Below are 21,623 nucleotides of genomic sequence, written 5' to 3'. Positions count from 1 at the left end.
TTACACAACCTTGTCCAAAATCTTTTTAAGATAGAACTCTATCATATTTTCATAATACTTCCTATTTGAAAGATAGTCACCGCAGCTAATCTTCTTCTTGCATAAATTAACATCATTCTGCGCTAAGAGGTATCTATAATAAAAGAGTGACTTAAAATCCATAAATCTATTCAGTTTTAAAGTCTTATCCTCATAAGCCTCTTCGAGCTGCTTATTAGTTTCTTTCAGCTCTTCATTCTTCTTAATAAGACGGGAAATCTCTTTCTGTAAGTGATAGGTAAATATCCACATAGCGATAAACGGCAAGAATAATATCGCCACAGACCAACCATCTTTGACCGCACTACTGATACAGCATCCTAACAAAAAGAATGCACATAGCAGCTCAGTATGAGAACCGCACCAAGATAAAATCTTCTTCATATTGATATATTATTTATCAGTTTCTAATTTTGAGACTTGACCATTGAAGTATTTACGCACACCTTCGTAAATCTTCAATTGGCGAGAAAGTTCTTTATTCTTTTGGAGAAGCTCATCACGCTCAGCTACGACCTTCTCGTAATCATTGTGTTTGTTGTTTAATTTATTAAGCAACTCACCTTGCTCTTTGACCTTCTTCTGGTAACGAGTTAGCTTAGTTTGCATCTTCGAATAATTTTCTAACACTCTAAGCACCACTCTTTCGTAAGGTACATCATTATTATACTTAGTTTCTTCCATTTTTATTCTCCTTTTTTCTTTTGAACGTTTTCAAATATTGAACCTTTCGCTACCTGAGCGAGAACGATTTCTTCGGCATCACGCTGCTCCTTGGTCTTCATCCATTGCAAGCAAGGACGGCGTTCAGACATAGTAAGAGACGTTATCAGTCCTAACATTTCATCAAAACCAAGTTCACCGCTACTTTTATCACCTTGAAAGACCTCGAAGTAGCCATTATTATACTGCTTAATAGTTATATCCGTCATAGTTATAAATGTTTTTTAGCCTTTTCATATACACTGATGATATACTCATCAGTTACACCATCATTATTCAATCCATAGCGAAAGAATTGCTCCTTTGTCAACGAGCTTACACCATACTCTCTTGCAATCATTCCGATTCCTCGAAGAGAGCCAGTTTCTTTGAAGTTAGCAATAAGCTCACGGACATAACTTATAAACTTCTGTTCTTTGATACTTATCTGACTGGTAGAGTTATCCGAAGCAGTCAAATCAAAGTTTGGCTGAATATCTTCATTTTCAATCTTACCATCAGAACAAAAGTCCTCTATTCTTTCGTTTGCTCTATCCATAACAGCTTTGATGGATTGAAGCATTACGTTAGCCTTGGTTAAATCCATAAGGATTCTGCTATATCGCTCACCGCTTTCAGCATTTTTAGCTTTAAGCTGTTCGTATCTCTCCTTATAATCTATATCATGCCTCTCTGACATACTACTATAGCGATTGAGCATATTACGATACAGAATATCCTTCTGCTCTAACTTCTTTTTCAATTCTTCGTTCTCTTTTTTGAGAGCATCGCATTCGGCTTGCTTTTTGTCGAAGTTTTGCATAATTGTCTTTACTTGCAAATCCCTCGGTAATTCTTTATTAAATTTCATAGTTTATTCATTTTATATTTCGAGAAAATGTAATCAAGGCAAAGAAACCTCACCTCTTCTATATTTCTCCCAAAATTCTTTATCGTACTTAAACCCTTTCTTAAACTTATGTCCGAATTTATTCCCTTCCTTAAACCTAAACTTCTTAGAGCTTGATTTGGATATAATGGCAGCAATCTTCATGGAAGATAATCTATACTCATGCAACCATACGGCATCTTTTCTTAATCCAAGAGACATAGCCTTATTCTTAACTGTTCTGATATTACAACAGAAGATTTTAGCAATTTCTTTATTTGTACGAAAGGGAAATAATCTAATAAATCTCTGTTCCTCCTCCTTGCTCCAGTAGCGAAAGCGCCCTAAATAACGGATTTCACCATACTTAGCGATAAATCGTGGTGATGCAGGTTTAACTCCATTTCCTTTTAGTCGCCGCCGTACTGTTTCATAAGGTATGCCTACCTTTTTACTGATTTCGGGTATGGTAAGCCCCTGCGCGTACAGAGCTAACAATCCATTATCTATAGAATGAGGATATTTTAGTACACAACACCCTTTATTACTTACTCCCATGCCAATGTTTTTAATTGTTCGATATTCTGATAAGAGATTTTGCATTTCTTATTCTCGTAGAAACCATCTTTAGCAAGAGCATTCCATAGAGCATTAAGACAGATGCCAATCTTCTCTTTATCGTACTTTAAATAAATCTCTGGGCAAGTAAGGAAAGGTTCAGGCTTTTTGTCTTTTAACTGAACCACAACAACCCTTTTTGCTCTTGTTGGTCTATCATTCAATCCTATCATGTATTCACCTCACTTTCTATCTGCTTCTGCGATTCACGGATAAGTAAGTCAAGCACCTTGCTAATAATGTTAGGGTTCTTTACTACATAAGTTCCCACATTGGTTACGAGGTCTACTTTTACCACCATTCCGTTATTTCGCAGCAATTTATATTGAGTATTCAACTCTTTAATTTTATCCAACTCATCCATATAAAAATACTATTTACCATTATACGCAAGCATATACAGCCTACGATACTCTTTATGAGCATTGTACCAAGCTTTGGCTCTTTCGATGCAAGCTTCACGATGCTTTTGATAGTAGGTCTTGCCGTATTTACTTCTGCGCATTTTACGTTCAACTTCTGTCATAGTTTACTTAATAGAGCGGAAGGAGATACTATAGAATAGACCTCCATCCGCAATTATATATTTCACAGCTTAAAAATCACAAGAATGGCAAGCGGAGTACCCTTCGGGATAATAAGATTACGGGAGCGTGAGCCAAAGTTTGTCTGCTCCTGTATCATTGTCTCGTCATTGATAGAGAGTACGAGCCTTACCTCTTCCTCCTCCCCTACCTGTGTGGAAATCACATCAGAATGCTGTAAGCGATAATCTGATTCAGTAGGAAGACCATAAATTGCATTGGCTGTGATTGGAACAATCAAGCCACGATAACCCTCTCTGAGAGTAATACCCATATTTACAGGGATTCGACCTTTACGGGATTCAATATCAGTAGGAGCGTAGATAATGAACGAACCATTATTATTAATAGGGGAAGGAACTCCATCCTTTATTTCAAAAGGAAACTCATCCTCTTCCTCAAACTCCTCAACTTGCTCCTCACTTTGCTGCTGAGCCGCATTTTCGTGGCTCTGCTGAGCGTTCTCATTCTCCATAGGCATATTATTGCCATCTAAATTTAAAGGCTGTTCTGCGCCATTTTTCTTAGGTCTTGCCATAATCTTACTTTTTTATTTTATTATTTATTCTTCTCCAATAAAATCCTCCACTTGATAATATTATTCCATTTACACACTTTGAGATACCACTTTCTCTTATACCTGTAATTCTTTGAGCCTCTTTCATAGAAAAGAAAGTATTAACAACATTTCCTTCTTTATCGATTTGCTCTACATTAAAAGAACGCTTATCTTTTCGTCTTTTCATTCGCATTCTTTCTGTTCTACTTCCATATTGACAGTTATATTTAGAAGTGCACCATTCTAAGTTAGCAACCGTATTATCAAGTTTATTCTCATTTTTATGATTAATCTGCGGATAATTCTCTGGGTTAGGAATGAAAGCTAATGCAACAATACGATGTACTGCCAAAAGTTTACGTTTCCCTTTATGACTAAGAGGAACAACCTCGTAACCGTTATTATTTACATGAGTTTTCTTTATTAAATATCTTAACTTTCCTTTATTATTTACCTTAGAACGAACTAATCCTGTATCTGATATATCATAACTTTGCTCAAAGCCCTTGATGCTTTTCCAAATCATGCTCAAAGATATCTGTGATTGTCGTTTTATTAAGTCCCACAATATCATAGTCGATAAGTGTCTTCCCCATTACCTCATCAATGTTACTTATTGCTCGGTGCATAGACTTTGCTTGCACGAGGTAAGTCACGTTGCTACGTCTCTCCTTATTGGTTTTATCGTCATAGGAGATGAATTGTAACTTTGCTTTATACCAGCAATCATCATCATCCTTATCAGAAAAGAACACCTCTCTGTACGAAGCCTCTTGCATTGACTTAACCTTAAACTCACCGCTAATATAAGCAGCCATTTCCTCTGTGATTGCACTCTCACCTTCCGTAAAGGATAAGGCATCAATCGCATACTTTTCGGTCACAGATTTCTCTGAACCATCTTCTTGGGTCTTTTGGTAGCGGATTCCTACCTCAAACCAATTACTCGTTCTACTTCTCATATTTCTAATAATCTAAAACTAATCTAAAACCATTATTTAAGAGAGTCTGTGCTCAGAAAGGTAAGTCATTCAAATCCTGTGTTTGAGCAAAAGGTGCAGCACAAGAAGAAGCCGCATTCTGACTTTCAAAAATTACAGGCTTTAAACCACCAAGGATAGGCATCGCCTTTTTCTCCTCATCTGTCATTTTCTCACGAACCTCTTTAGGCAACGACTGTTTAATCATGTGAGTCTCGTCATACTTAGGGTTCTTTAATTCCCAAGCAGTAAGGTCGAGATAAGCAGCCTTTGGTTGATTATTATCATCTGTTGTAACGAAGATACTATTATCTTCGATAGGAATAACCACACACCGAAGCACCTCGGTTCGACCTTGGATTTGCATTACGCCAGCTCTTTTGAGCTTCAGCAAATTTAATTTTCCGTTAAAATCTGTCATATTATATATATTAAAAAAACATAGCCCCAAGAGAGGGAATCGAACCCTCGCCAACCTCCGCTTATTAAGAGCTGCTTATTACGGAGTATCTTCGCATATACTTTAAAAGCATGGAAAATAATACATACATCTATTCTAACTAAAAGAAGTCGGAACCACTATTCTACAGCTCACGCACCCCGTGCGATTGGTTTTTCTCGGGATATAAATGCCCTACCGCCGTAGGGCAAAAAGATGAAATTTTCAAAAATAACGTCATAAAACTTACCTCACGGCAAGATTTATCTGAATAAAATAATTCTTCTAAGAGAAAGAGCCGACACCTCACGGCGGCTTTATGGCTCTTATTATCGACTTTCTTATGACTTCAATATTCAATCTTATGTAGTTATATTTTAAATCAACTTATTCTGAATGAAGCTACTCATTGCCAAGTTCTGTGAAAGAATCATTGGCTGGTCGAGCTGAGTTGACTTATACATATCGGTAGCCGCATTATACAAATCCCAAGCGGTAACAATATTGCGCTCGTAGTAGGCAATCATCATTTTCTCGGTCAAGCGACCAATCTGTGCCTGATTGAGAGGAATGACCTGAGGGTTGCGAATGCCTTTGTATTTCGTTTCAGCAGCAACACGGAGTGAGGTCAGCATACCAATGATGGTAAACATTTCCTGTGCTTTAATCTCACGATTTTTCATACGCTCAATCATTTCATCATTGGCATCAATGATGCCTCTCAGATTAGCAAGCCAAGCGTTAGCACGTTGAAGAAGCTCATCGAGCTTAAAAGCTCCTCTTCCGCTATTGATATCTGAGTAGGTAGCAGCGTAATGTTCAGCACTAAGCATACATTGATTGTGACAGATAACTACGTTTCTACCGATACCTAACTGAATACCCTTCTGATGGAATGATACCGCCATATTGGTTGTAATCTCATCATTGCCCTCTCCTTTATCAAAGTCACGCAAGCGAATATTACAGAATACTCGGCGAAGGATATGAGCCTCTACAGCTCTATCACCCATCAAAGCTTCCTTTTGAGGCAAACGGGTAACACCTGGAGTATTGCGGTCTTTGTTATTCGCCGCAAAGAGGTCGTAAATCTCAGCCTTATAGCCGTGCTTCTCGCACAAGTCTTCCACCTGATGAATGAGGTCAAAATGATATATACCCTTCAAAGGCTTTCCGTACACATCATTCTCTTTCTCGGTGCGTTCAAGCTGGTCGATTGTCAGAATCTGTACCTTAGATGTTTCGAAATCCAAGAACTGATTCATGTTATCACTCTTCAACTCTGGCTGCTTTGCAACCGCTACTTCATTTACTCTTGGCTGTGCCATCAAATTCATTGCCATTGTGTTCATTGTTGTATCTCCTATTTTTAATACATTAAACAAAATAATTATTACTATATATACTATTAATCTTCAATATCATTGAGAACCTCCATGTGTTGCGTTTCTCCTACCAACTCAACATTCTGCGAAAGGTTCTTTGTGCTAAGGAATACCCATTTAGGTATGATGCAAAGATTGTAGTTATCACTAATTGCATCCTCCTTAATAATTAACTTTGACTTTGGTACGAATACCTTTGTCTTACCTTCTTTGCCTTCAAAGAGAAAAATCTGAGCATTCTTTGACTGCTCCATCATTTTATCCTTGCGACAACGGAACTTAACTAATGTTGTTACTATCTCCATATTACCTCCATTTTTAGTAAGCGAGCCAGATAACAGCATACGCTAAAATAATTCCACTAGCGGCAAGCATTGCTGCTTGTACCGCATCTTTTACATCTTCGGTTCTCCAATTACATGGATTCATCATGTCTTTTTCTTTTTTCATTTTTCGTATCTCCTATTTTTAATTTATTAATAATTTCCACATTAATTATATGTATCAAAAGCTATTTTATTAACTTTGATACCGCAAAATTAATAACTTTATCTCAGACTGCCAAATTTTCTAATAGCTATTTTTAGTTTATTAATACTAACTATTAGTTTTTTAATAGATTTTAAGCGAATATCTCAGATTTTCTTTATAATTTTGCGGCATAAAAAGGAAAGTGCTATTTTCCAAGCAAAGAAAAGAATCATATATGCCCAATCAACACAAGTGAAAGGGTTCGATATACAAACCAAGCAGAATGATAGATAGCACCTTTCATCTGTTTGGTTTTTACATTAATATATATATAATGATGAAAAGAATAAGAATAGGAATACAGGAAGCTAAGTTTGCTCTGAGCGATAGGAATCGCTTAGATGCCTTCTGCTTGCTCCTTAAAATAAAGCTCTTATTCCGCTCATCAGACCTTAATCTTGTATCATATAATCATTGTGCTAAATTATTGCATATTGACAATAATAAATTAAAGAGACTGCTTGAATATGGTTGCAAGATAGGGTATTTCCGTTTTGAAGAGAAAAATGGAAAGAAGAGATTCATTGCACGTAGCATACATTCAAATAATGGATATAGTTATAAGCTTCGCAAGAATGATTTGACGAAGATGACATTTCCTGCCCTCAAAAACCTTTTGAGAAGGATTGTCATGGAGAACCAAGTTAGAATGCAAGAGGACGTAATCAATACGCACAATAAGGGGACGAATGGGAGAAATGCAAAGACTATTCGCAAGGCTCTCAAACGTGAAAGTCGTATGTTGAGGAAGAAGTTTAGCGATAACAAAGGTTTATCTTATGACAGAATCAAGGATGTTATCTATGGTACGATGTACCAAGCGTTCAAAGTTACAAATCAGCTTATAAACAAGGGTATCATCAATAAGCGCACAAGAATCAAGGAAGTAAGGTGCGATGCAAAGGTATGTACTAACAATATGGCTATTACGGATTTTGAAGGTTCTATAATAGTTATAAACGCAAAAAGTAGAAGTGCATTTTCCATTGAATCGAATATCTATCGTATGCAGATGGACGATGCAATATCAATATCTCGTCATGGTATGAGAAGAAAGGAGGCGAAAATGTAGTTTATGTAAAATCAAAAATAATAAAATAAGGGATTTGGGCTTTAATTAAATTTATTCCCTTATAGGGGCGACAGCCCCAAGAAATAATTAACTAACGTGCGCCCGTATGCCCCCACCCGATTATATAATAACACAGGAGATACAAAATGGAGAAAAAGAAAAATTGGCTCGATACTTACCTCACACCAGCAAAAGAACTTGTTGGATATGAGTGCTACGTAAGTTGTGATTATGAAGATAAGTTCGCAACAGGAAAATTTTCAGTTATCATCATAAGGAACGGAGAAGTTGTAGCAAAAGAAAAGAATCACATCTATTGCGCTTCAAAGGCAGTCGTTATGGTAGAAGCAACGCTGTTTATGATGCAAAAATGCGAAGATGCCGATATTATCACAATACATTCGGAATATTTTAAGAATTACTTTACCTTTTTCCACGAGGCGAGAAAGGCTAACGCACAAACAAAGAAAAACTATCTGAGCTTATACAAGAGCTTTAGAAAGGAAGCGGAAGTAATCTTTGACCTCACTACTTGGTGCAAAAGAAACAAATACGATAATGAGGTTGAGAAAATGTTAAGCGATAACTAAACTATAGGAGATATGCAAGATGAAAAATGAAACGAAATTAAAGAAGCTAATGTCTTTCTTAGACGAGAACGGTATCAAATACACCACACCTCGAAAGAGAAAAGAGGGAAGTGCCCACCTCTTCATCGGTCAGTACATGATAGCTGTAAAGATAGAGGGTGAAGATGATGCTTTATTCTTCAATAAGCATAAGAGAGGGAAGCATCCTTTCTTTATCAGAACTTCGGAGACCCCGAAGTTTATTATCGAAAAGATGCAGAATCTGATTACAAGAATGATGTTAATACAACAGAAACATTTTATGGAACAAAAAAAATAATTATATGGAAAAACTTAATTTTAAGCTAGAGTTCGCCGATAATGGGGTTATTGTCACAGATGATAGCTCTGGCAGTGTAAATGTCTATCAAGAAAAAGAAGACGGCAGTTATCACGAATATACGAAGAGAGCTATTAGCGAATCAGTAGATAACATCATTGCTCATCTTTTGCTTGATGGCACGGAAAACTTGAAGCAGAAGTCGATTTATAAAATCAAAATTGAGATAAGATAATATGTTATACCAAAAGAAAGAAAAGAAGCCGAATACGGCAGTTAAATATGAGGTACGTGAGTTTATTCACGGCGGTATTGAGTATATTACAGATTGTCCTTTCGGCGAATGTGGGCGATATACGCACGCCATAAATAAGGTTGGGGCACTTGAATGCAATATCTGTTGCTATCAGAAGAAAAATAATACAGAAGCAAGGGTTGTAAGATGTATGCATCCGTAATTACAGGAATTAGCAGTTGATAAACTTTTTAAAAAGTAAGAATTATGATAGAATCAATGAAGATACGTGAAGGGTTGGTATTTACCTTACCAATAGAGCCTAGTATGGTAGTCCATGTAAATGATAGACTAGAAGTTTACGTTTATAACATCGGAGAAGAAAGATTTTCGCTAGCCAATATTTGCCCTCTCAGATTGAAAGTTATCAAGGTAGGTAGATGTATTGTAGAATGCAATATTATACCAGACGAATACAATCTTGTATATAGAAAGAATATTCCAATTCAGTTTGAAGAGATTGCAAAAAATGGTACTATTGTCACAGAGGAAAAGGAAGAAATGGTTAATCACCCTAACCATTACGCTTGGCTAAAGGAACTCTGCGGCATAGAGCCGATTGATATTTGCCGACACCTTGATTTTAACTGCGGCTCGGCAGTAAAGTATCTTTTACGCAAGGGAAAGAAGGAAATGAACCTTTCAGAGCGAGAACAGAGAGTGCAGGATTTGAGCAAAGCAATCTTCTATCTACAGGATGAGATAGATATGATAAAGAAGAGCAAATGAAATACTCGAAGGTGCAAGACGTTATCATTAAGGTAATGACTAAGACGCAGGCTTACTTTATGCTAACACCTGCACAACGAGAGCAAAAGAAGAAGAAGCGACATATCAAGCATCTTCAAAGATTGGAAAGAAAAAGAGCGGAGAAGATGGGTAAATAGTTTAGACAGAAGTTGCAAAGGTACTCAATATCTGATATATAAATAGTATCTTTGCATCGAAAAAATAAGTTTAACGTTTTAAAAATATAAAGATTATGAGTAAGGCAAGTGGTGGTACAAGAACCGTGAGCAGCGCAAATGCTGCCTCAAGCAGAACCTTTGCGCAAAGCGCAATCGGGGGGACAAATGAAAATATAGTCTTGAAGACAAACTCGCCAAATAGTGCTATAAGCAATTTGAGTGAATATGATAAACAAGATTTGCATCAACTCCTCAAAAATGCAACGTACGATGTGACAAAAATTATGAGTGCGATAAATCATGGAGAAAATATCTCTGGAAATATAAATTTCAGCGATGATAGAAGCATTTTTAATGCCATATTAAAGCCGAATGTAACAGATAAAGCGCACGAAGCATTCGTATCTATTATTAAGAGTGCTATGCCAAAAGATAAGTTTAATAAACTAGCTAATGGCGTTAAAAAATTCAAGCAAGAAGTAACATCTACTACAGGAAAATACTTCGCAAATGAAGAAAATTTTAAAAAGTATTATAAATAATGCTATCCAAGAAACTCATATATCAGATTCGCTGCGACCTCCTTTCACATACAACCGATGCGGAGAAGGCTGCGGCGAAAATCTGCACTCTATTAGGATATAAGGTGATACCACAGCAACCGATAGTCACGGGCAGAAAGCTATACTTCGCTGATATATATCTGCCCGAGATAAAAACTATAGTAGAACTCGATGGTGGCTACCATTTTACCAAAGACCAAAAGCGCAAGGATGGTAACCGCTCTTCGGGTATATGGCGGCTCGGGTATCATGTGGTAAGATTGAGTAATCACGATGCTAGGAATCCGAAGAAGGTTAAGGCAAAGATAGATATGATACAACGCAAGGCAAAGTAACCAATAATATTGGCTATCTTGCCTTTTATTTTTGTTTCTTAATAACTATACATAAACTAAAAGAAAGCCGCTTAGACCGCAAGAAAATCGCCAAAAATAGCATTTGTTTACACAGCTCCTATTATTTATTATTATTTTATTAATAGAAATAGTAATTTTGCAATCGGAAATTATTTATTTATTAACGTTTAAAACAGAATTACTATGACAATAAAAGAAAAAGTGCTTGCTTCTGCCAAAACATCATTTGCAAAGTATGGTTTGAAGAAGGATGAACTTTCAAAGCTGGTTGACCTGATTGTTGCAAGTCGTGGTCTAACAGATGAGTCAAAGGACGAGGATGTAACGAGTGCTATCACGGCAGTTGAACCTTATGTTGGTATGATGCAATCATCATTCAATCGTGCGGTCAGCGAGACAACGAAGAAATTCGATGGATGGATTGACCCTAACGACCCTAACCATAAGCCTACTCCACCAGTTCCTCCTACCCCTCCAGTACCTCCAACAGGGCTTACGCAAGAGCAGGTTCAGCAGATGATTGCCGAGGCTACCAAGAGTACCCAGAAAGTAGTTAGCGAAGCTGTAGCCGCCGCCATTGCTCCATACAAGGAAAAGGAAGAAAGAGCACGTCTTGATGACCTTTTCGGTAAGAGCGAAAAATTGAAGGACGTTCCGCAGCAGTTCCGTTCACGTTATCAGCTCGACAAGGAAGAGAATCTTGAAACTCTCGCACAGCAATGTGCCGATGATTGGACAGCATTGAAGCAGTCACTTGTAGCAAACGGCAGTTTTGTTGAAGCACCCAAGGCAACCTCTCCCGAAGACGAGCAGAATGATTTCATTACAAAAATGCAAGGCTTCTCGGAGCGTAATGCTCCAAAGGAGTAAGGCATTATCAATGAATTATGTTAAACTCTTTAAAAGAAGAAAATTATGTCAAACAGAGGCTATTTTTTGTATAGAACCAAGCCAGAGGATATCAAGGAAGCACTTTGGCTTGAAGAGCAGTGCCTTCGCCGACAGGGTGGTTATAACCTCGACCGTACCAACCTTCCAGCTACTTTAAAGTTTGTAGCGAAGGGTACAGTTCTCAGACTTGTAACTGGTGGTAAAGCGCAGGTTGTAAAGACTGCAAAGGTTACAGAGAAGGCTGTTAAGTCTGCTACAAGCTTAAAGATTGCTAGTGGTTCTTTATTCCAGGTTAATGATAAGATTGCTGGTGCGACCATTTCGGCAATTACTTCTTCCGATGGCGTAGATACATTAACTGTATCAGAACTCGCTAACGAAGTTGCCGCAAATGCGATTGTATCGGATTACGATAAGACCAAGGACGTACTTCTTGGCTTTTCATACGATACTCTCGATGTAAGAGACCAAGAGTCTTCTATCGCAGCTACTCCTACCTTACAGGTAATGGAGGTAGAGGAAGATTCACTCCCTTATCCTATCAATGATGAGATTAAGGAAGGTATCAGAGCAAATGGTATCGCTTTGTTCAAGATTCAGTAACCTTTAAAAGTGGAGATTATAGATTATGAATAGTATTTTGAAAAATCTGCAAGACCCAAAGTCTTTTCAGACCTACATTGACGAATACATGAAGACTTCCACCTACAAGGCTGAGTGGAAGAACGAGTTGAAGCCTGTTGAGTATTGTGCTGCAAAGGTATATCAGGCAAATATGGCTACCTATGCTGCTGCTATGGTTGGTTCTGTTGTCGCTAAGAACGCAGAGCGTCCATTGCATACTATGCCTGATTGGGGTCAGCTTACTGGCTCTATCGGTCGTATCGCCGATGAGTGGGAGCTTGATAACGACTACCTCGACCAGATGCACCTCTTGGAGGGTAAGTATAATGATATGTCGGGACGTGGCGGTTATACACAGTCACAGCTCAATGCTAAGTACGATGAACTTATCAAGTACTCATTCAAACCTTTCGAGTTGGCGGTTATCGCTCCTCATAAGCGTATTGATATGTTGTACTTCGAGGGATTGTTCAAGGGTACTCAGACTGTATCACGTACCAATAACTCTAAGGCTAACGTATCTTATACCTTTGATTTGGGTGTTAAGCAGCTTTCTGCTACCACAAATTGGGGTGAGGCGAACGCAACTCCTATTGAGGATATTAAGAAATTGAAGGACGAGGCTCGCAAGAAGGGTCGTAAGATTCTGCGTCTTCGTATGTCTGAGAACACATTCTTCGCAATGTGTAAAGCAAAGGAGATTAAGGACACCTTCCGCTTGAACCTCGGTCAGATTACCATCAATCCTACTGCACCGATGATTAGCGTTGACCAGATGAATATCTATCTGCGCTCTATCCTCTTACCAACAATTCAGATTGATGAGGATAAGTTTGTTGAGCTGCCTGACAAGACAGTCTTTAACCTTATCCCAGATAACCGAGTTGTTGCGATGTGTGCCGATAAGGTGGCTGTGCCTAAGTGCGCAGAGTGCTTGGAGGCTATCGACCCAGTTGATGGCGTTTCTTACTCTACATACGATAACAACCTTATCGGTTATTGGAGAGATAAGAAGGGTTATCACCTTACCAACGAAATGTGGATGCAACCAGTATTCGATGGTATCGAAGACTTCTTTATCTTGAAGGTTGGTGCTTAATGCACTGACCCTCAGTTATGTATATATTGATTTAATAAGTGAAACTTCATAAGATAACAAGATTAGCATGACAATTTCAGAAGCCATAGCAAGCGAGATTCAGCCTTTCTCTACCTCTGATGAGACTTTGGAGAAGATGTTTATTGATGCTACTGATAAGTTTAGCATCACGGCATCCGTGGCTGATGAATACTCTGTAGCGGTAAAGAAACCCGTAGCCTATGCGGCTATGCGTATCCTCTACAAGATGAATCCATTATCAAGTGAGAATGTTGGCGGTATCTCTCAGAGTTACAAGAACGACAAGAATCTCATTGATAAAATGATTAAATCTATTGCGAAGGATGCTGGATTGGATGCTGACCTTGTTATTGATAGTACTTCTGATGATTATTGGGTTCAGAGTGTGAAGGTATGGTAATCAAATAGATAGCGTATGAACTTTGAAGATATACTTAAAGTAAAAGGTGCTCCACAAGATGGCTTTGATGAGGACGGAAATCCTATCGAACAGCCCGAAGGAGAATGGCAATCCTTTGGAAAGTGCGTTATTTTGCCTAATTCTCAGGCGAAGATTATCACTCTAACAGACGGGCAGCAGTACGTGTATTCGCACGAAATCTATGCTCCTCTCTCAAAAGCAAAATACCCTCTCATACCGAAGGAAGGCGAAAAGGTTTGGATAACCAAGAAAGATGGCACGATTGATAAGGAAATGGAGGTTAAAGGCTTCGTAACCTTAAAGAAACGCTATCTTAGAATTTGGCTCTAATAGGCGGCAATATGGCAAAGGTTGAATTACAAATCAAAGGTCGTGAAGCCTTACAGAAAAGGTTGAACGAAAAGAGGCAGCAGATTATCAGTTACCTCAATATGCGTTTGATGCAACTTGCCGAAGAAGCGGTCACCTACTCTAAAGAAAACAAAGGTTATCAAGACCGAACTGCAAATTTGAAGAACTCAATTTCTTTCGCTCTCTACCTTGATGGGCAACTCATTACCTCGGCAGTTGGTAAGATTCCAAAGGCAGAAGAAGCGGAAGAAGGACAGGAGGGCGTAAGTGCTGCACTCAGTGAGTATGCACTGAAAGAAGGTGTAGTAGCACCCAAAGGGTACTCTCTCGTTATTGTTGCTGGTATGAACTATGGTAAATACGTAGAAGATAAAGGCTACAATGTCTTACACCTTACAAAGTATTTCCTTCGTGACGAAATGAAGAAGATTTTTGAAGAAGTAGCTGAAATGATTAAAAGCGATAGTTAGATATGATACTCGGTGATACAGCCGTTACGGCATTATTTAAGTATCTCAATGATAATGTTGAGAGAATAGGCATAAAGAAAGGTCGTATCTTTAAATATGAGATACCCGAGAAGTTGGCGGTTTGTGATTATATCGCAATCAATCATCTTCCCTTTGTGTATAGTGATGCTATTAATGAGGGTGTAGTGAATTTGAATATTCATTGCCCTAAGACCTTATCAAATCTACCTAACATAAAGAAGCTCTCTGATTACTCGGAGAAGATTCTTTCTCTGTTTGGTGACGGTACTTACCTCGGTGGCTGTTACTTCGATTTCTATTCTATCTCTCGCCCTACTCGTGATAGTGATAACACTTATTACATCAATATGAAATTTAATGTAACGTATAATAATTTAAAAGAATAAAACTATGGCAAAGAATGGTGTATATGGCTTGGAAAGCTTCAGTTTTGCCGATTGTGTCGAAAATGGCGGCTACCCAACAACATGGAGCGACAAAATTAAGGCTGTCGTTTCTGGTAGCTTGAGTTTTAACGACCAGGCAGCACAGACATCGGATGTAGAGGTTGAGGATTCAGAAGACCCTTACGCAGTGCTGACCACATCAGCAGCAACAAAGGGCTTTACCTTGCAGACATACGATTTCTCAGAAGAAAACTTTACGAAGCTTCTTGGTTACACAAAGGATTCTGGTACTGGTGGTAAGGATGCTTGGTTGAATGAGCTTCCGCAAGAAACCGAGATTTACAAGGCTGTACAGATTGTAACAAAAGATTTGGATGATATTCCTTCTCGTACCTTCCAGTGGTCTAAGATGAAACTTACAATCACTCGCAGTGGTTCTATCGGTAAGAGTGGACTTCCTAATCTTAACATTGAGTTCCGTCAGATGGCGGTATTCGATGCAAAGGGTGACAAGAAGAGCGGTCATCGCAATATCCTCACAAAGGATATTAGTGCTGCGGCTATTGCGAAGTAAGTAAAGCTTTTATCTTTTATATGATTTAAAATTAAACTTCAAAAGGCGGTGAGGTAAGGGAACTTTCCCAAGCCGCACCGCTTTTTATGTTATAAAACATATTTTGATATGAAAACATCAGATAAGGAAAAGGTAGCAAAAACGCTTTCCGAGGCATCTGTAAAGATTAAGGTTGGTATGTTTCGCTTTAAAGTGAAGCCACTTACCTTTATGCAGATTTATGAAATGGGTGTATTCGGTAACTCTATCAAAGAACCAACATGGAAAGAAGGCGATATGATGAATATCATCCCTCTTTTGTTTGAGCACTCTGAGACGGCTCGTTTAATGAGCGAGATTTTTATCGTGTGCGCCTTTCGAAAGAAGTGGGCACGCAAGGTATGGGGGCGATATATACGCAAGCACCTTGATATTATGGCATTCAATGAGCTTGTGAAGTTTATAAGTGGTTCTTTCAATGCAAATTTTTTCTTAACCTCTATAACTTTCCTAACTCAGACGAAGATAATGACGGAGCCGAAAACGACTCCCCGTGGGCAACAATCGGAGAAGTAATGAAGTACTTTCGTATGAGTTACGAGGAGGTCGTATTTAATCGCTCATACCTTAATATTATTCTGCTTAACCGCTCGATTCCGCCCTTTAATACAAATACCAAGGATGAACCGAGAAAAGGCAGCAGACAGCAAAAGAAGCCACAAAAAGAGTATCATAAGATAGATAAGTCAATTTCTGCTAATGATTTCTTTATGGGCATGATGTAATAATCACATAAATAAGCAAACAATATGGCAGCAGCAGATGAAATACTTGGAATCAGCGGACAGATGGATATTTCCGATATTCAAGCATCACTTGATAAGCTTTGTGATGGTTTGAATCGTGTCGGCGTTGATACAGAAGCCTTATCTCAGAGAATGAATAAGGCACTTAACGATGTGGCGCAATCCGATGAAGACCTTGCGACAAAGACCACCAAGGCTATGCAGGTTCTTAAATCTGCTATGGATGAAGCCACAAAGGGGATACAGGTAGTACCAGAAATGATTGATACTGCCAATAGACGAGTAGAAACCATTGAAGGTACTATCGGTAAACTTAACGAGCAGTTAGCTAAGACAGAAAAGGGCTCAGAGGCATTCGGTTCGCTTACAAAGCAGATTGATGCTCAAAAGCACTCTTTGGAATTGGCGAAAGGTGATGTAAAAGACCTTGTTGAATCTTATGATGGTGTTAGAAATTCTATCTCTCAGGTAAATGGTGCATATCAGGCACTAAGTGCTTTCTCGGTTGCAAGCACAAGTGCTAATAGTGTACAATCTGCAACGAATATTGCTGTAGGAGCAACGGCTACAACGGCGGCAACTGCTACCTCGGCAGAAGCGGCAGCACACGTAGCAAATGCCGAGGCGGCAACACAGAATGCCGAAGCTGAGAATCAGAACGTAGAAGCAACCAAACATCTTACAGAAGCCTTGCAACAGTATATTTCCGTTGCTTCGGGTCGTGCCGAGATTGAACGAATGCAATCTGAAAGCACAAAGGAACTTAAAGCTGATATTAAACTATATGAGCAAGCCATCAATGATATTCAGCAAAAGCTTGGCTCTACTGATTATGCTAAGAATATTGAAGAGGCAACAAAGAAAATAGAGATTCAGAAAGAGAAAATTAATAGCTATAAGGAAGCTATATCAAATCTCTCTTCTGAGGATAATCAATCTGGGCAAGGTGCTAATTACTATAATCAACTTATACAGGTAGCGCAGGATAATATAGATTCTTTACAATCTAAGATAAACGCAATGAGTGGAGAGCAGCAAAGACTTAATGCTGACCTCCGTGAGTACACGACCTTGCTTGAAGCTGCAAATCAGATACAAGGTGGAAAAGCTATCGTTCAACCTGATTCTTCATCTTCAACTGTAAGCATCAATATAGAAGATACTTCTCTATCTGAGCTTAATAATAAACTTGACGAGAGTAAGCAAAGATTGCAGGAGCTTGAAGCGGAAACCGATAAATTCAGCGGAAAGCCTCTTGGTGATAAGCAGAAAGCGGATTTGGGAAATTTGCAATCTGAGATTGAAAAGACGAAGAATAATATATCTGTATTACAAGAGGCTATTCGTGAGAAGAACGAAGAGACTTTTATTGGCAGATTACGTAATCAGATTTCCGATTCCTTGCAAAATATCTCTGATTTTGGGCAGAGTATAAAGGATAAAATCACACAGCCTATTGATGAGCTAAAATCCAAGATAAGCGGCTCTTCCATTGGTCAGCGTTTTAGCGAGGAGTTTACACAAGCAAAGTCTGGTCTCAATGATTTTAAAGACGGAATCATTAATGTAATGACTGCCAATGGTAAGTTGCAAGGTGAGATTGGTAAGGTCGGTGAAGCTTTCAAGGCTCTTGGTATTCCCGTAACGGGGTCTCTTACTGCCATCAAGTCTGTAACAAAGGCTCTATGGGGAATGTGTGCAACACCTGTGGGTGCGGTAATTGCTGCAATCGCTCTTGCTTTCAAGGCGGTGCATACATGGATGACTAAATCCGCAGAGGGTCAGAAGGTCTATACAAAGCTGATGGCTTACTTTGGTTCTCTTGCTAAGTCTATCACAGATATTGTGATTATCTTCGGAGAATACTTGTATAAGTGCTTCACAAAGCCAAACGCTCCCCTTCGTGACTTCGGTAATAACTTCGTAAAGACGTTCAAAACTGCCGTGAAAGCAGCGGTAAATCTTATTGGAGGTCTCGGAACTACCATTAAAGGTGTATTAAATATGGACTGGGACACCTTTACTGCTGGTCTTAAAAAGACTTGGGATGGAATTAAGGGTGCTGGTGAAACTGTTATTGATGTATTCAAAACACAAGTATCAGGTGTTATTGGCGCAACAAAGACTATCTATGATGCTTTTACCAATGAAGATTTATCAAAGAAGTTAGGAGCGGCATTCAATGGAATACTTACAAAGGCAGAGCAAGCGGCTTCCCTTGCAGGTAAGATTCAAGAAACGCAAATCGCTATCAATAAGAATAAGGAAACTCAGCTCAAACTTGATGGAAAAATTGCCGAGGTAAGAAATAAAATATATACCTTACAAGGAAAGGAGAAAATCGCTGCAATTGAGGAGGCAAAGGCTCTTGTTAAGCAGAAATACGATTTTCAGATAAAGCAGCAGCAACAGCTCGTTGAGTTACATAAAAAGCAAGCTAAATTGCATACTCAATCTTTGAAGGATATTGCCGCAGAGCGTGAACTTAGAATGCAAGTTCTTAGAACGCAAGTTCAGCAGAATAGCGAACAGAGAATGCTCATCAGACAAGAGGCAGCAGCAAAACGTTCTCTAGCGAATAAAGCAAAATCGGATGCTAAGAAAGATGCTACTCAACAGAAGCAGATTAATTCAGCAGAAGGGAAGCTTGATGATGTTATCTATAAGAATGCTTATGAAAGAGCAAAAGCTTGGCAATCTTTGGAACAGGAGGTAACCGATGCAAAGATTAAGGCGATGAAAGAAGGCGAAGAGAAGGTTATTGCCGAGCGCAAAAGAGAGCTATCCAAAGAAATTGAGCAGATTGAAGAGCGAAAGAATGCAGCTATCAAGGCAGAGCGTGACCGACAGAAAGCTGAATTTGACGCACAGCAGTCTGTTATTAAGGCAAAGGGTGGCAAGGCTGAGACTTGGGATGATAAGAACCATCTTGATTCAAAGAATATTCAGAAGATTACCGAGCAGTACACCATCATTGAACAGAAGACTGTAGAATTATATAATAATGAGATTTATGCTGATGAATTAAAATCATATCGTGAATACCTGAAGGAGTATGGCAATCTCGAACAGCAGAAGCTCGCCATCGTTGAGGAATATAACGAGAAAATCAAAGAAGCAAGGGCAAAGGGTAATATTTTCGAGGAAGCAAAGTTGAAAACTGACCTTGAAGAGCAGCTAAAGAAGCTCAACTTTAATGATTTCAAGGATTCTATCAACTGGGATTCTGTTTTCTCTGATATGGGAAGATTGAGCAAATCTTATCTCGAAGACCTAAGAAAAAAGCTCAAAGACCTTCTCGGTTCGGGTACTCTTGATATTGATGATATGAAGGTTGTATCTGAACAGATTGGTAAGATTGATGATGCTATTTCTGAGCAGACCGATAAATGGGGTTGGTCTAACGAGAAGGTGCGTGAATATAATCGGCTCTTACAAGAGGCTGCTGATGCACAAGAGCGATTAAGAAAAGCTACAGTAGAGCAATATAATGCACAAGAACAGCAGTCTTCTACGAAAATTGCTATACAAAAAGTCTTTGCGGAGACGGGGGTATCTGTAAGCACCAATAAGATAACCTCTCAGAATAAGAGCGCACTCTTTAATGAGAATAAGATGAATCTCAGCAACGAACAGCTCGAAAAATTAAAGAAACTCTTTGATGAGCTCGCTGTTTCTGAGGTAAAAGTCGGAAAGGCAACAAAGGACGTAAAGAAGGCACAAGAAGATGCAAATGTATCACAAGATAAGGCAAGAAAGTCAATTAAGCAGATTGCTAATGAATGGGCAGAAAGCATCGGTAACGTTGCTAAGAAGCTACAAGAAGCAAGTGAATTGATTGATGTTCTCGGCTTCGGTGATTCAGACCTTGGAAAGAAGCTTAAAAGTGGTGCAGATGCCTTCAATAAGGGTTCGCAAGCGGCATCAGACTTTGCTACGGGCAACTATATCGGGGCAGCTATTAACGGCATAGGGGCTATCAAATCGCTTGGTAGTGCTTTTGGTATCGGCAATGGAAGTAATGCGAAGGAGGTTGCCGAGACTACGAATCGCCTTACAGAATCAAACGAGCGATTGCAATACTCTATTGAGCAGTTGAAGAGTTCGATTGATAAGACTTCGGGAATGAGTGCCGTCAGCAATTATCAAAAAGCCTATGATGCACAGAAGCAAATCAATAAGCAGAGTATGGAAATTCTTCAAGCACAGATGGGTTACCATGGCTCGCATCATTCTAATGCTTATTATTGGAATCTGTCGGCACAGGATTATGCTGCTATCAATCGCACGTTGGCACAGCAATCAGCAGTAAGAGGCGGTTATGTTAATTCTACGATAAGCAAGGTAAATTCCTTGGAGGATATTTATAAGCTCACTCCAGAGCAGATGAAGGATATTCGCACATACAACCAAGATGTATGGAAGAATATGACCGACCAAGGTAAATATGATAAAACTGAATATTGGGAGAATTATACCGACCTTGCCGAGAAGCTTGAAGAGCTGACTGATAAAATCAATCAGAATCTTACGCAGACAACCTTCGATTCGTTAAAGGACAACTTTATTAGCAATCTTATGGATATGAGTAAATCGGCGCAAGATTTCGCAAATGATTTCACAACGATGCTCAATAAGTCAATGCTTAACTTTGCCGTTGATGATATTGCAAACAAGAGACTTAAAGTCCTTTATGAAAAGTGGGCTGATAAGATGAAGCAGGGACAGCTTTCGGATGATGATTTGAATGCTCTTAAAAAAGAGTACGATAACATCGTTAATGAAGGTTTAAAGATAAGAGATAATATTGCTGCAATAACAGGGTATAAGGAGGCGCAATCTCAGCAGACGGCAACGGGCAAGGCTATCGAAGCTATCACCGCAGACCAAGCAAGCAGCCTTATCGGTATCGGTTATGCGGTGCAAATTGCCCAAGAGCAAGGTAATGAGGTTCGTAAGGCTATCGCAGTTGATGTTTCTTTCTTGCGCATCTATGCTGAGCAGACATATAATAATATCTCTGAAATGCGAGATATTCAGTATCAAGGATTACAGCAGTTGGAAGCAATCAATAAGAATACTGCCCCTATTATATTGATACGTGAAGACATCGCAAGTATGTATAAATTAATGAAGGATAAGTATTAAGTT

At 38.9% G+C, this 21,623-nt stretch carries 31 protein-coding genes; 17 read left to right on the top strand and 14 right to left on the bottom strand.

Going from position 1 to position 21,623, the window contains the following annotated elements; all coding sequences use genetic code 11:
• The 14 genes from FO447_RS03605 to FO447_RS16180 all read right to left on the bottom strand — a co-directional run bounded on the left by FO447_RS03605 (window position 1) and on the right by FO447_RS16180 (window position 6,645).
• Window positions 1-423: a hypothetical protein gene (locus FO447_RS03605; RefSeq protein WP_200757682.1), complete on the bottom strand. Its 423-nt coding sequence runs from the start codon at window positions 421-423 to the stop codon at window positions 1-3.
• Between the two features lie 9 nt (window positions 424-432).
• Window positions 433-723, bottom strand: a complete 291-nt coding sequence (locus FO447_RS03600) for a hypothetical protein (protein ID WP_200757680.1) — start codon at window positions 721-723, stop codon at window positions 433-435.
• 2 nt (window positions 724-725) lie between these two features.
• Complete coding sequence (locus FO447_RS03595; RefSeq protein ID WP_200757678.1) at window positions 726-971, bottom strand: hypothetical protein; 246 nt, start codon at window positions 969-971, stop codon at window positions 726-728.
• A gap of 2 nt (window positions 972-973) precedes the next feature.
• Complete coding sequence (locus FO447_RS03590; protein ID WP_200757676.1) at window positions 974-1,612, bottom strand: hypothetical protein; 639 nt, start codon at window positions 1,610-1,612, stop codon at window positions 974-976.
• Window positions 1,613-1,645: 33 nt separating this feature from the next.
• Window positions 1,646-2,188 (bottom strand): helix-turn-helix transcriptional regulator, encoded by a 543-nt coding sequence (locus FO447_RS03585; RefSeq protein ID WP_200757674.1) that lies wholly within the window; start codon window positions 2,186-2,188, stop codon window positions 1,646-1,648.
• On the bottom strand, window positions 2,179-2,421 hold the full coding sequence (locus tag FO447_RS03580; RefSeq protein WP_200757672.1) for a hypothetical protein: 243 nt from the start codon (window positions 2,419-2,421) through the stop codon (window positions 2,179-2,181). The genes FO447_RS03585 and FO447_RS03580 overlap by 10 nt, the downstream gene beginning before the upstream one ends.
• Window positions 2,418-2,549, bottom strand: a complete 132-nt coding sequence (locus FO447_RS16185) for a hypothetical protein (RefSeq protein WP_262893226.1) — start codon at window positions 2,547-2,549, stop codon at window positions 2,418-2,420. The genes FO447_RS03580 and FO447_RS16185 overlap by 4 nt, the downstream gene beginning before the upstream one ends.
• Before the next feature lie 287 nt (window positions 2,550-2,836).
• Window positions 2,837-3,370 (bottom strand): hypothetical protein, encoded by a 534-nt coding sequence (locus FO447_RS03575; RefSeq protein ID WP_200757670.1) that lies wholly within the window; start codon window positions 3,368-3,370, stop codon window positions 2,837-2,839.
• 4 nt (window positions 3,371-3,374) lie between these two features.
• Entirely contained in the window at window positions 3,375-3,917 is a 543-nt protein-coding gene (locus FO447_RS03570) for an NUMOD4 domain-containing protein (protein WP_200757668.1), read from the bottom strand.
• Window positions 3,889-4,353, bottom strand: coding sequence for a DUF4494 domain-containing protein (locus FO447_RS03565; protein ID WP_200757666.1), 465 nt, complete (start codon window positions 4,351-4,353; stop codon window positions 3,889-3,891). The genes FO447_RS03570 and FO447_RS03565 overlap by 29 nt, the downstream gene beginning before the upstream one ends.
• A gap of 52 nt (window positions 4,354-4,405) precedes the next feature.
• Window positions 4,406-4,738 carry a hypothetical protein gene (locus FO447_RS03560; protein WP_200757664.1) on the bottom strand — a complete coding sequence of 111 codons (333 nt, stop codon included), beginning with the start codon at window positions 4,736-4,738 and terminating at the stop codon, window positions 4,406-4,408.
• Window positions 4,739-5,187: 449 nt separating this feature from the next.
• Window positions 5,188-6,153 (bottom strand): DUF932 domain-containing protein, encoded by a 966-nt coding sequence (locus FO447_RS03555; RefSeq protein WP_200757662.1) that lies wholly within the window; start codon window positions 6,151-6,153, stop codon window positions 5,188-5,190.
• Between the two features lie 65 nt (window positions 6,154-6,218).
• A complete protein-coding gene (locus tag FO447_RS03550) occupies window positions 6,219-6,500 on the bottom strand; it encodes a hypothetical protein (protein WP_200757660.1) in 282 nt (93 codons plus the stop codon).
• 13 nt (window positions 6,501-6,513) lie between these two features.
• Window positions 6,514-6,645, bottom strand: coding sequence for a hypothetical protein (locus FO447_RS16180; protein WP_262893225.1), 132 nt, complete (start codon window positions 6,643-6,645; stop codon window positions 6,514-6,516).
• Window positions 6,646-7,000: 355 nt separating this feature from the next.
• Between FO447_RS16180 and FO447_RS03545 the strand changes: the two genes are divergently transcribed.
• The 17 genes from FO447_RS03545 (at window position 7,001) to FO447_RS03465 (ending at window position 21,620) form a co-directional block, all read left to right on the top strand.
• Window positions 7,001-7,798 (top strand): hypothetical protein, encoded by a 798-nt coding sequence (locus tag FO447_RS03545; RefSeq protein WP_200757658.1) that lies wholly within the window; start codon window positions 7,001-7,003, stop codon window positions 7,796-7,798.
• A gap of 146 nt (window positions 7,799-7,944) precedes the next feature.
• Window positions 7,945-8,388: a hypothetical protein gene (locus FO447_RS03540; RefSeq protein ID WP_200757656.1), complete on the top strand. Its 444-nt coding sequence runs from the start codon at window positions 7,945-7,947 to the stop codon at window positions 8,386-8,388.
• Between the two features lie 49 nt (window positions 8,389-8,437).
• Window positions 8,438-8,707, top strand: a complete 270-nt coding sequence (locus FO447_RS03535) for a hypothetical protein (RefSeq protein ID WP_200757654.1) — start codon at window positions 8,438-8,440, stop codon at window positions 8,705-8,707.
• 4 nt (window positions 8,708-8,711) lie between these two features.
• On the top strand, window positions 8,712-8,942 hold the full coding sequence (locus FO447_RS03530) for a hypothetical protein (protein ID WP_200757652.1): 231 nt from the start codon (window positions 8,712-8,714) through the stop codon (window positions 8,940-8,942).
• Window positions 8,943-9,209: 267 nt separating this feature from the next.
• Window positions 9,210-9,731: a DUF3310 domain-containing protein gene (locus tag FO447_RS03525; protein WP_200757650.1), complete on the top strand. Its 522-nt coding sequence runs from the start codon at window positions 9,210-9,212 to the stop codon at window positions 9,729-9,731.
• 253 nt (window positions 9,732-9,984) lie between these two features.
• Entirely contained in the window at window positions 9,985-10,452 is a 468-nt protein-coding gene (locus FO447_RS03520; protein WP_200757647.1) for a hypothetical protein, read from the top strand.
• Window positions 10,452-10,808 carry an endonuclease domain-containing protein gene (locus tag FO447_RS03515; RefSeq protein WP_200757645.1) on the top strand — a complete coding sequence of 119 codons (357 nt, stop codon included), beginning with the start codon at window positions 10,452-10,454 and terminating at the stop codon, window positions 10,806-10,808. Before FO447_RS03520 ends, FO447_RS03515 begins: the two co-directional genes overlap by 1 nt.
• Before the next feature lie 204 nt (window positions 10,809-11,012).
• Window positions 11,013-11,699 (top strand): hypothetical protein, encoded by a 687-nt coding sequence (locus FO447_RS03510; RefSeq protein WP_200757643.1) that lies wholly within the window; start codon window positions 11,013-11,015, stop codon window positions 11,697-11,699.
• A 45-nt stretch (window positions 11,700-11,744) separates the two neighbouring features.
• Window positions 11,745-12,323, top strand: a complete 579-nt coding sequence (locus tag FO447_RS03505) for a hypothetical protein (protein ID WP_200757641.1) — start codon at window positions 11,745-11,747, stop codon at window positions 12,321-12,323.
• Window positions 12,324-12,348: 25 nt separating this feature from the next.
• The gene (locus FO447_RS03500) at window positions 12,349-13,443 is read left to right on the top strand and encodes a major capsid protein (protein WP_200757639.1); all 1,095 of its coding nucleotides are present in this window, start codon (window positions 12,349-12,351) and stop codon (window positions 13,441-13,443) included.
• Window positions 13,444-13,510: 67 nt separating this feature from the next.
• Window positions 13,511-13,864, top strand: a complete 354-nt coding sequence (locus FO447_RS03495; protein ID WP_200757637.1) for a hypothetical protein — start codon at window positions 13,511-13,513, stop codon at window positions 13,862-13,864.
• A gap of 15 nt (window positions 13,865-13,879) precedes the next feature.
• Entirely contained in the window at window positions 13,880-14,215 is a 336-nt protein-coding gene (locus FO447_RS03490; RefSeq protein WP_200757635.1) for a hypothetical protein, read from the top strand.
• Window positions 14,216-14,226: 11 nt separating this feature from the next.
• Window positions 14,227-14,706 (top strand): hypothetical protein, encoded by a 480-nt coding sequence (locus tag FO447_RS03485; protein WP_200757633.1) that lies wholly within the window; start codon window positions 14,227-14,229, stop codon window positions 14,704-14,706.
• A gap of 2 nt (window positions 14,707-14,708) precedes the next feature.
• Window positions 14,709-15,113, top strand: coding sequence for a hypothetical protein (locus tag FO447_RS03480; protein WP_118313030.1), 405 nt, complete (start codon window positions 14,709-14,711; stop codon window positions 15,111-15,113).
• A gap of 4 nt (window positions 15,114-15,117) precedes the next feature.
• Window positions 15,118-15,687, top strand: a complete 570-nt coding sequence (locus tag FO447_RS03475; protein WP_200757632.1) for a hypothetical protein — start codon at window positions 15,118-15,120, stop codon at window positions 15,685-15,687.
• A 108-nt stretch (window positions 15,688-15,795) separates the two neighbouring features.
• Window positions 15,796-16,242 (top strand): hypothetical protein, encoded by a 447-nt coding sequence (locus FO447_RS03470; RefSeq protein ID WP_200757631.1) that lies wholly within the window; start codon window positions 15,796-15,798, stop codon window positions 16,240-16,242.
• 233 nt (window positions 16,243-16,475) lie between these two features.
• Window positions 16,476-21,620 (top strand): hypothetical protein, encoded by a 5,145-nt coding sequence (locus tag FO447_RS03465; protein WP_200757630.1) that lies wholly within the window; start codon window positions 16,476-16,478, stop codon window positions 21,618-21,620.
• Window positions 21,621-21,623: the final 3 nt, after the last annotated feature.

It is taken from the genome of Segatella copri, from assembly GCF_015074785.1.
GTDB lineage: Bacteria > Bacteroidota > Bacteroidia > Bacteroidales > Bacteroidaceae > Prevotella.
The sequence above is the reverse complement of the archived record's forward strand: the minus strand, read 5'-3'. Positions and strand labels throughout refer to the sequence as shown.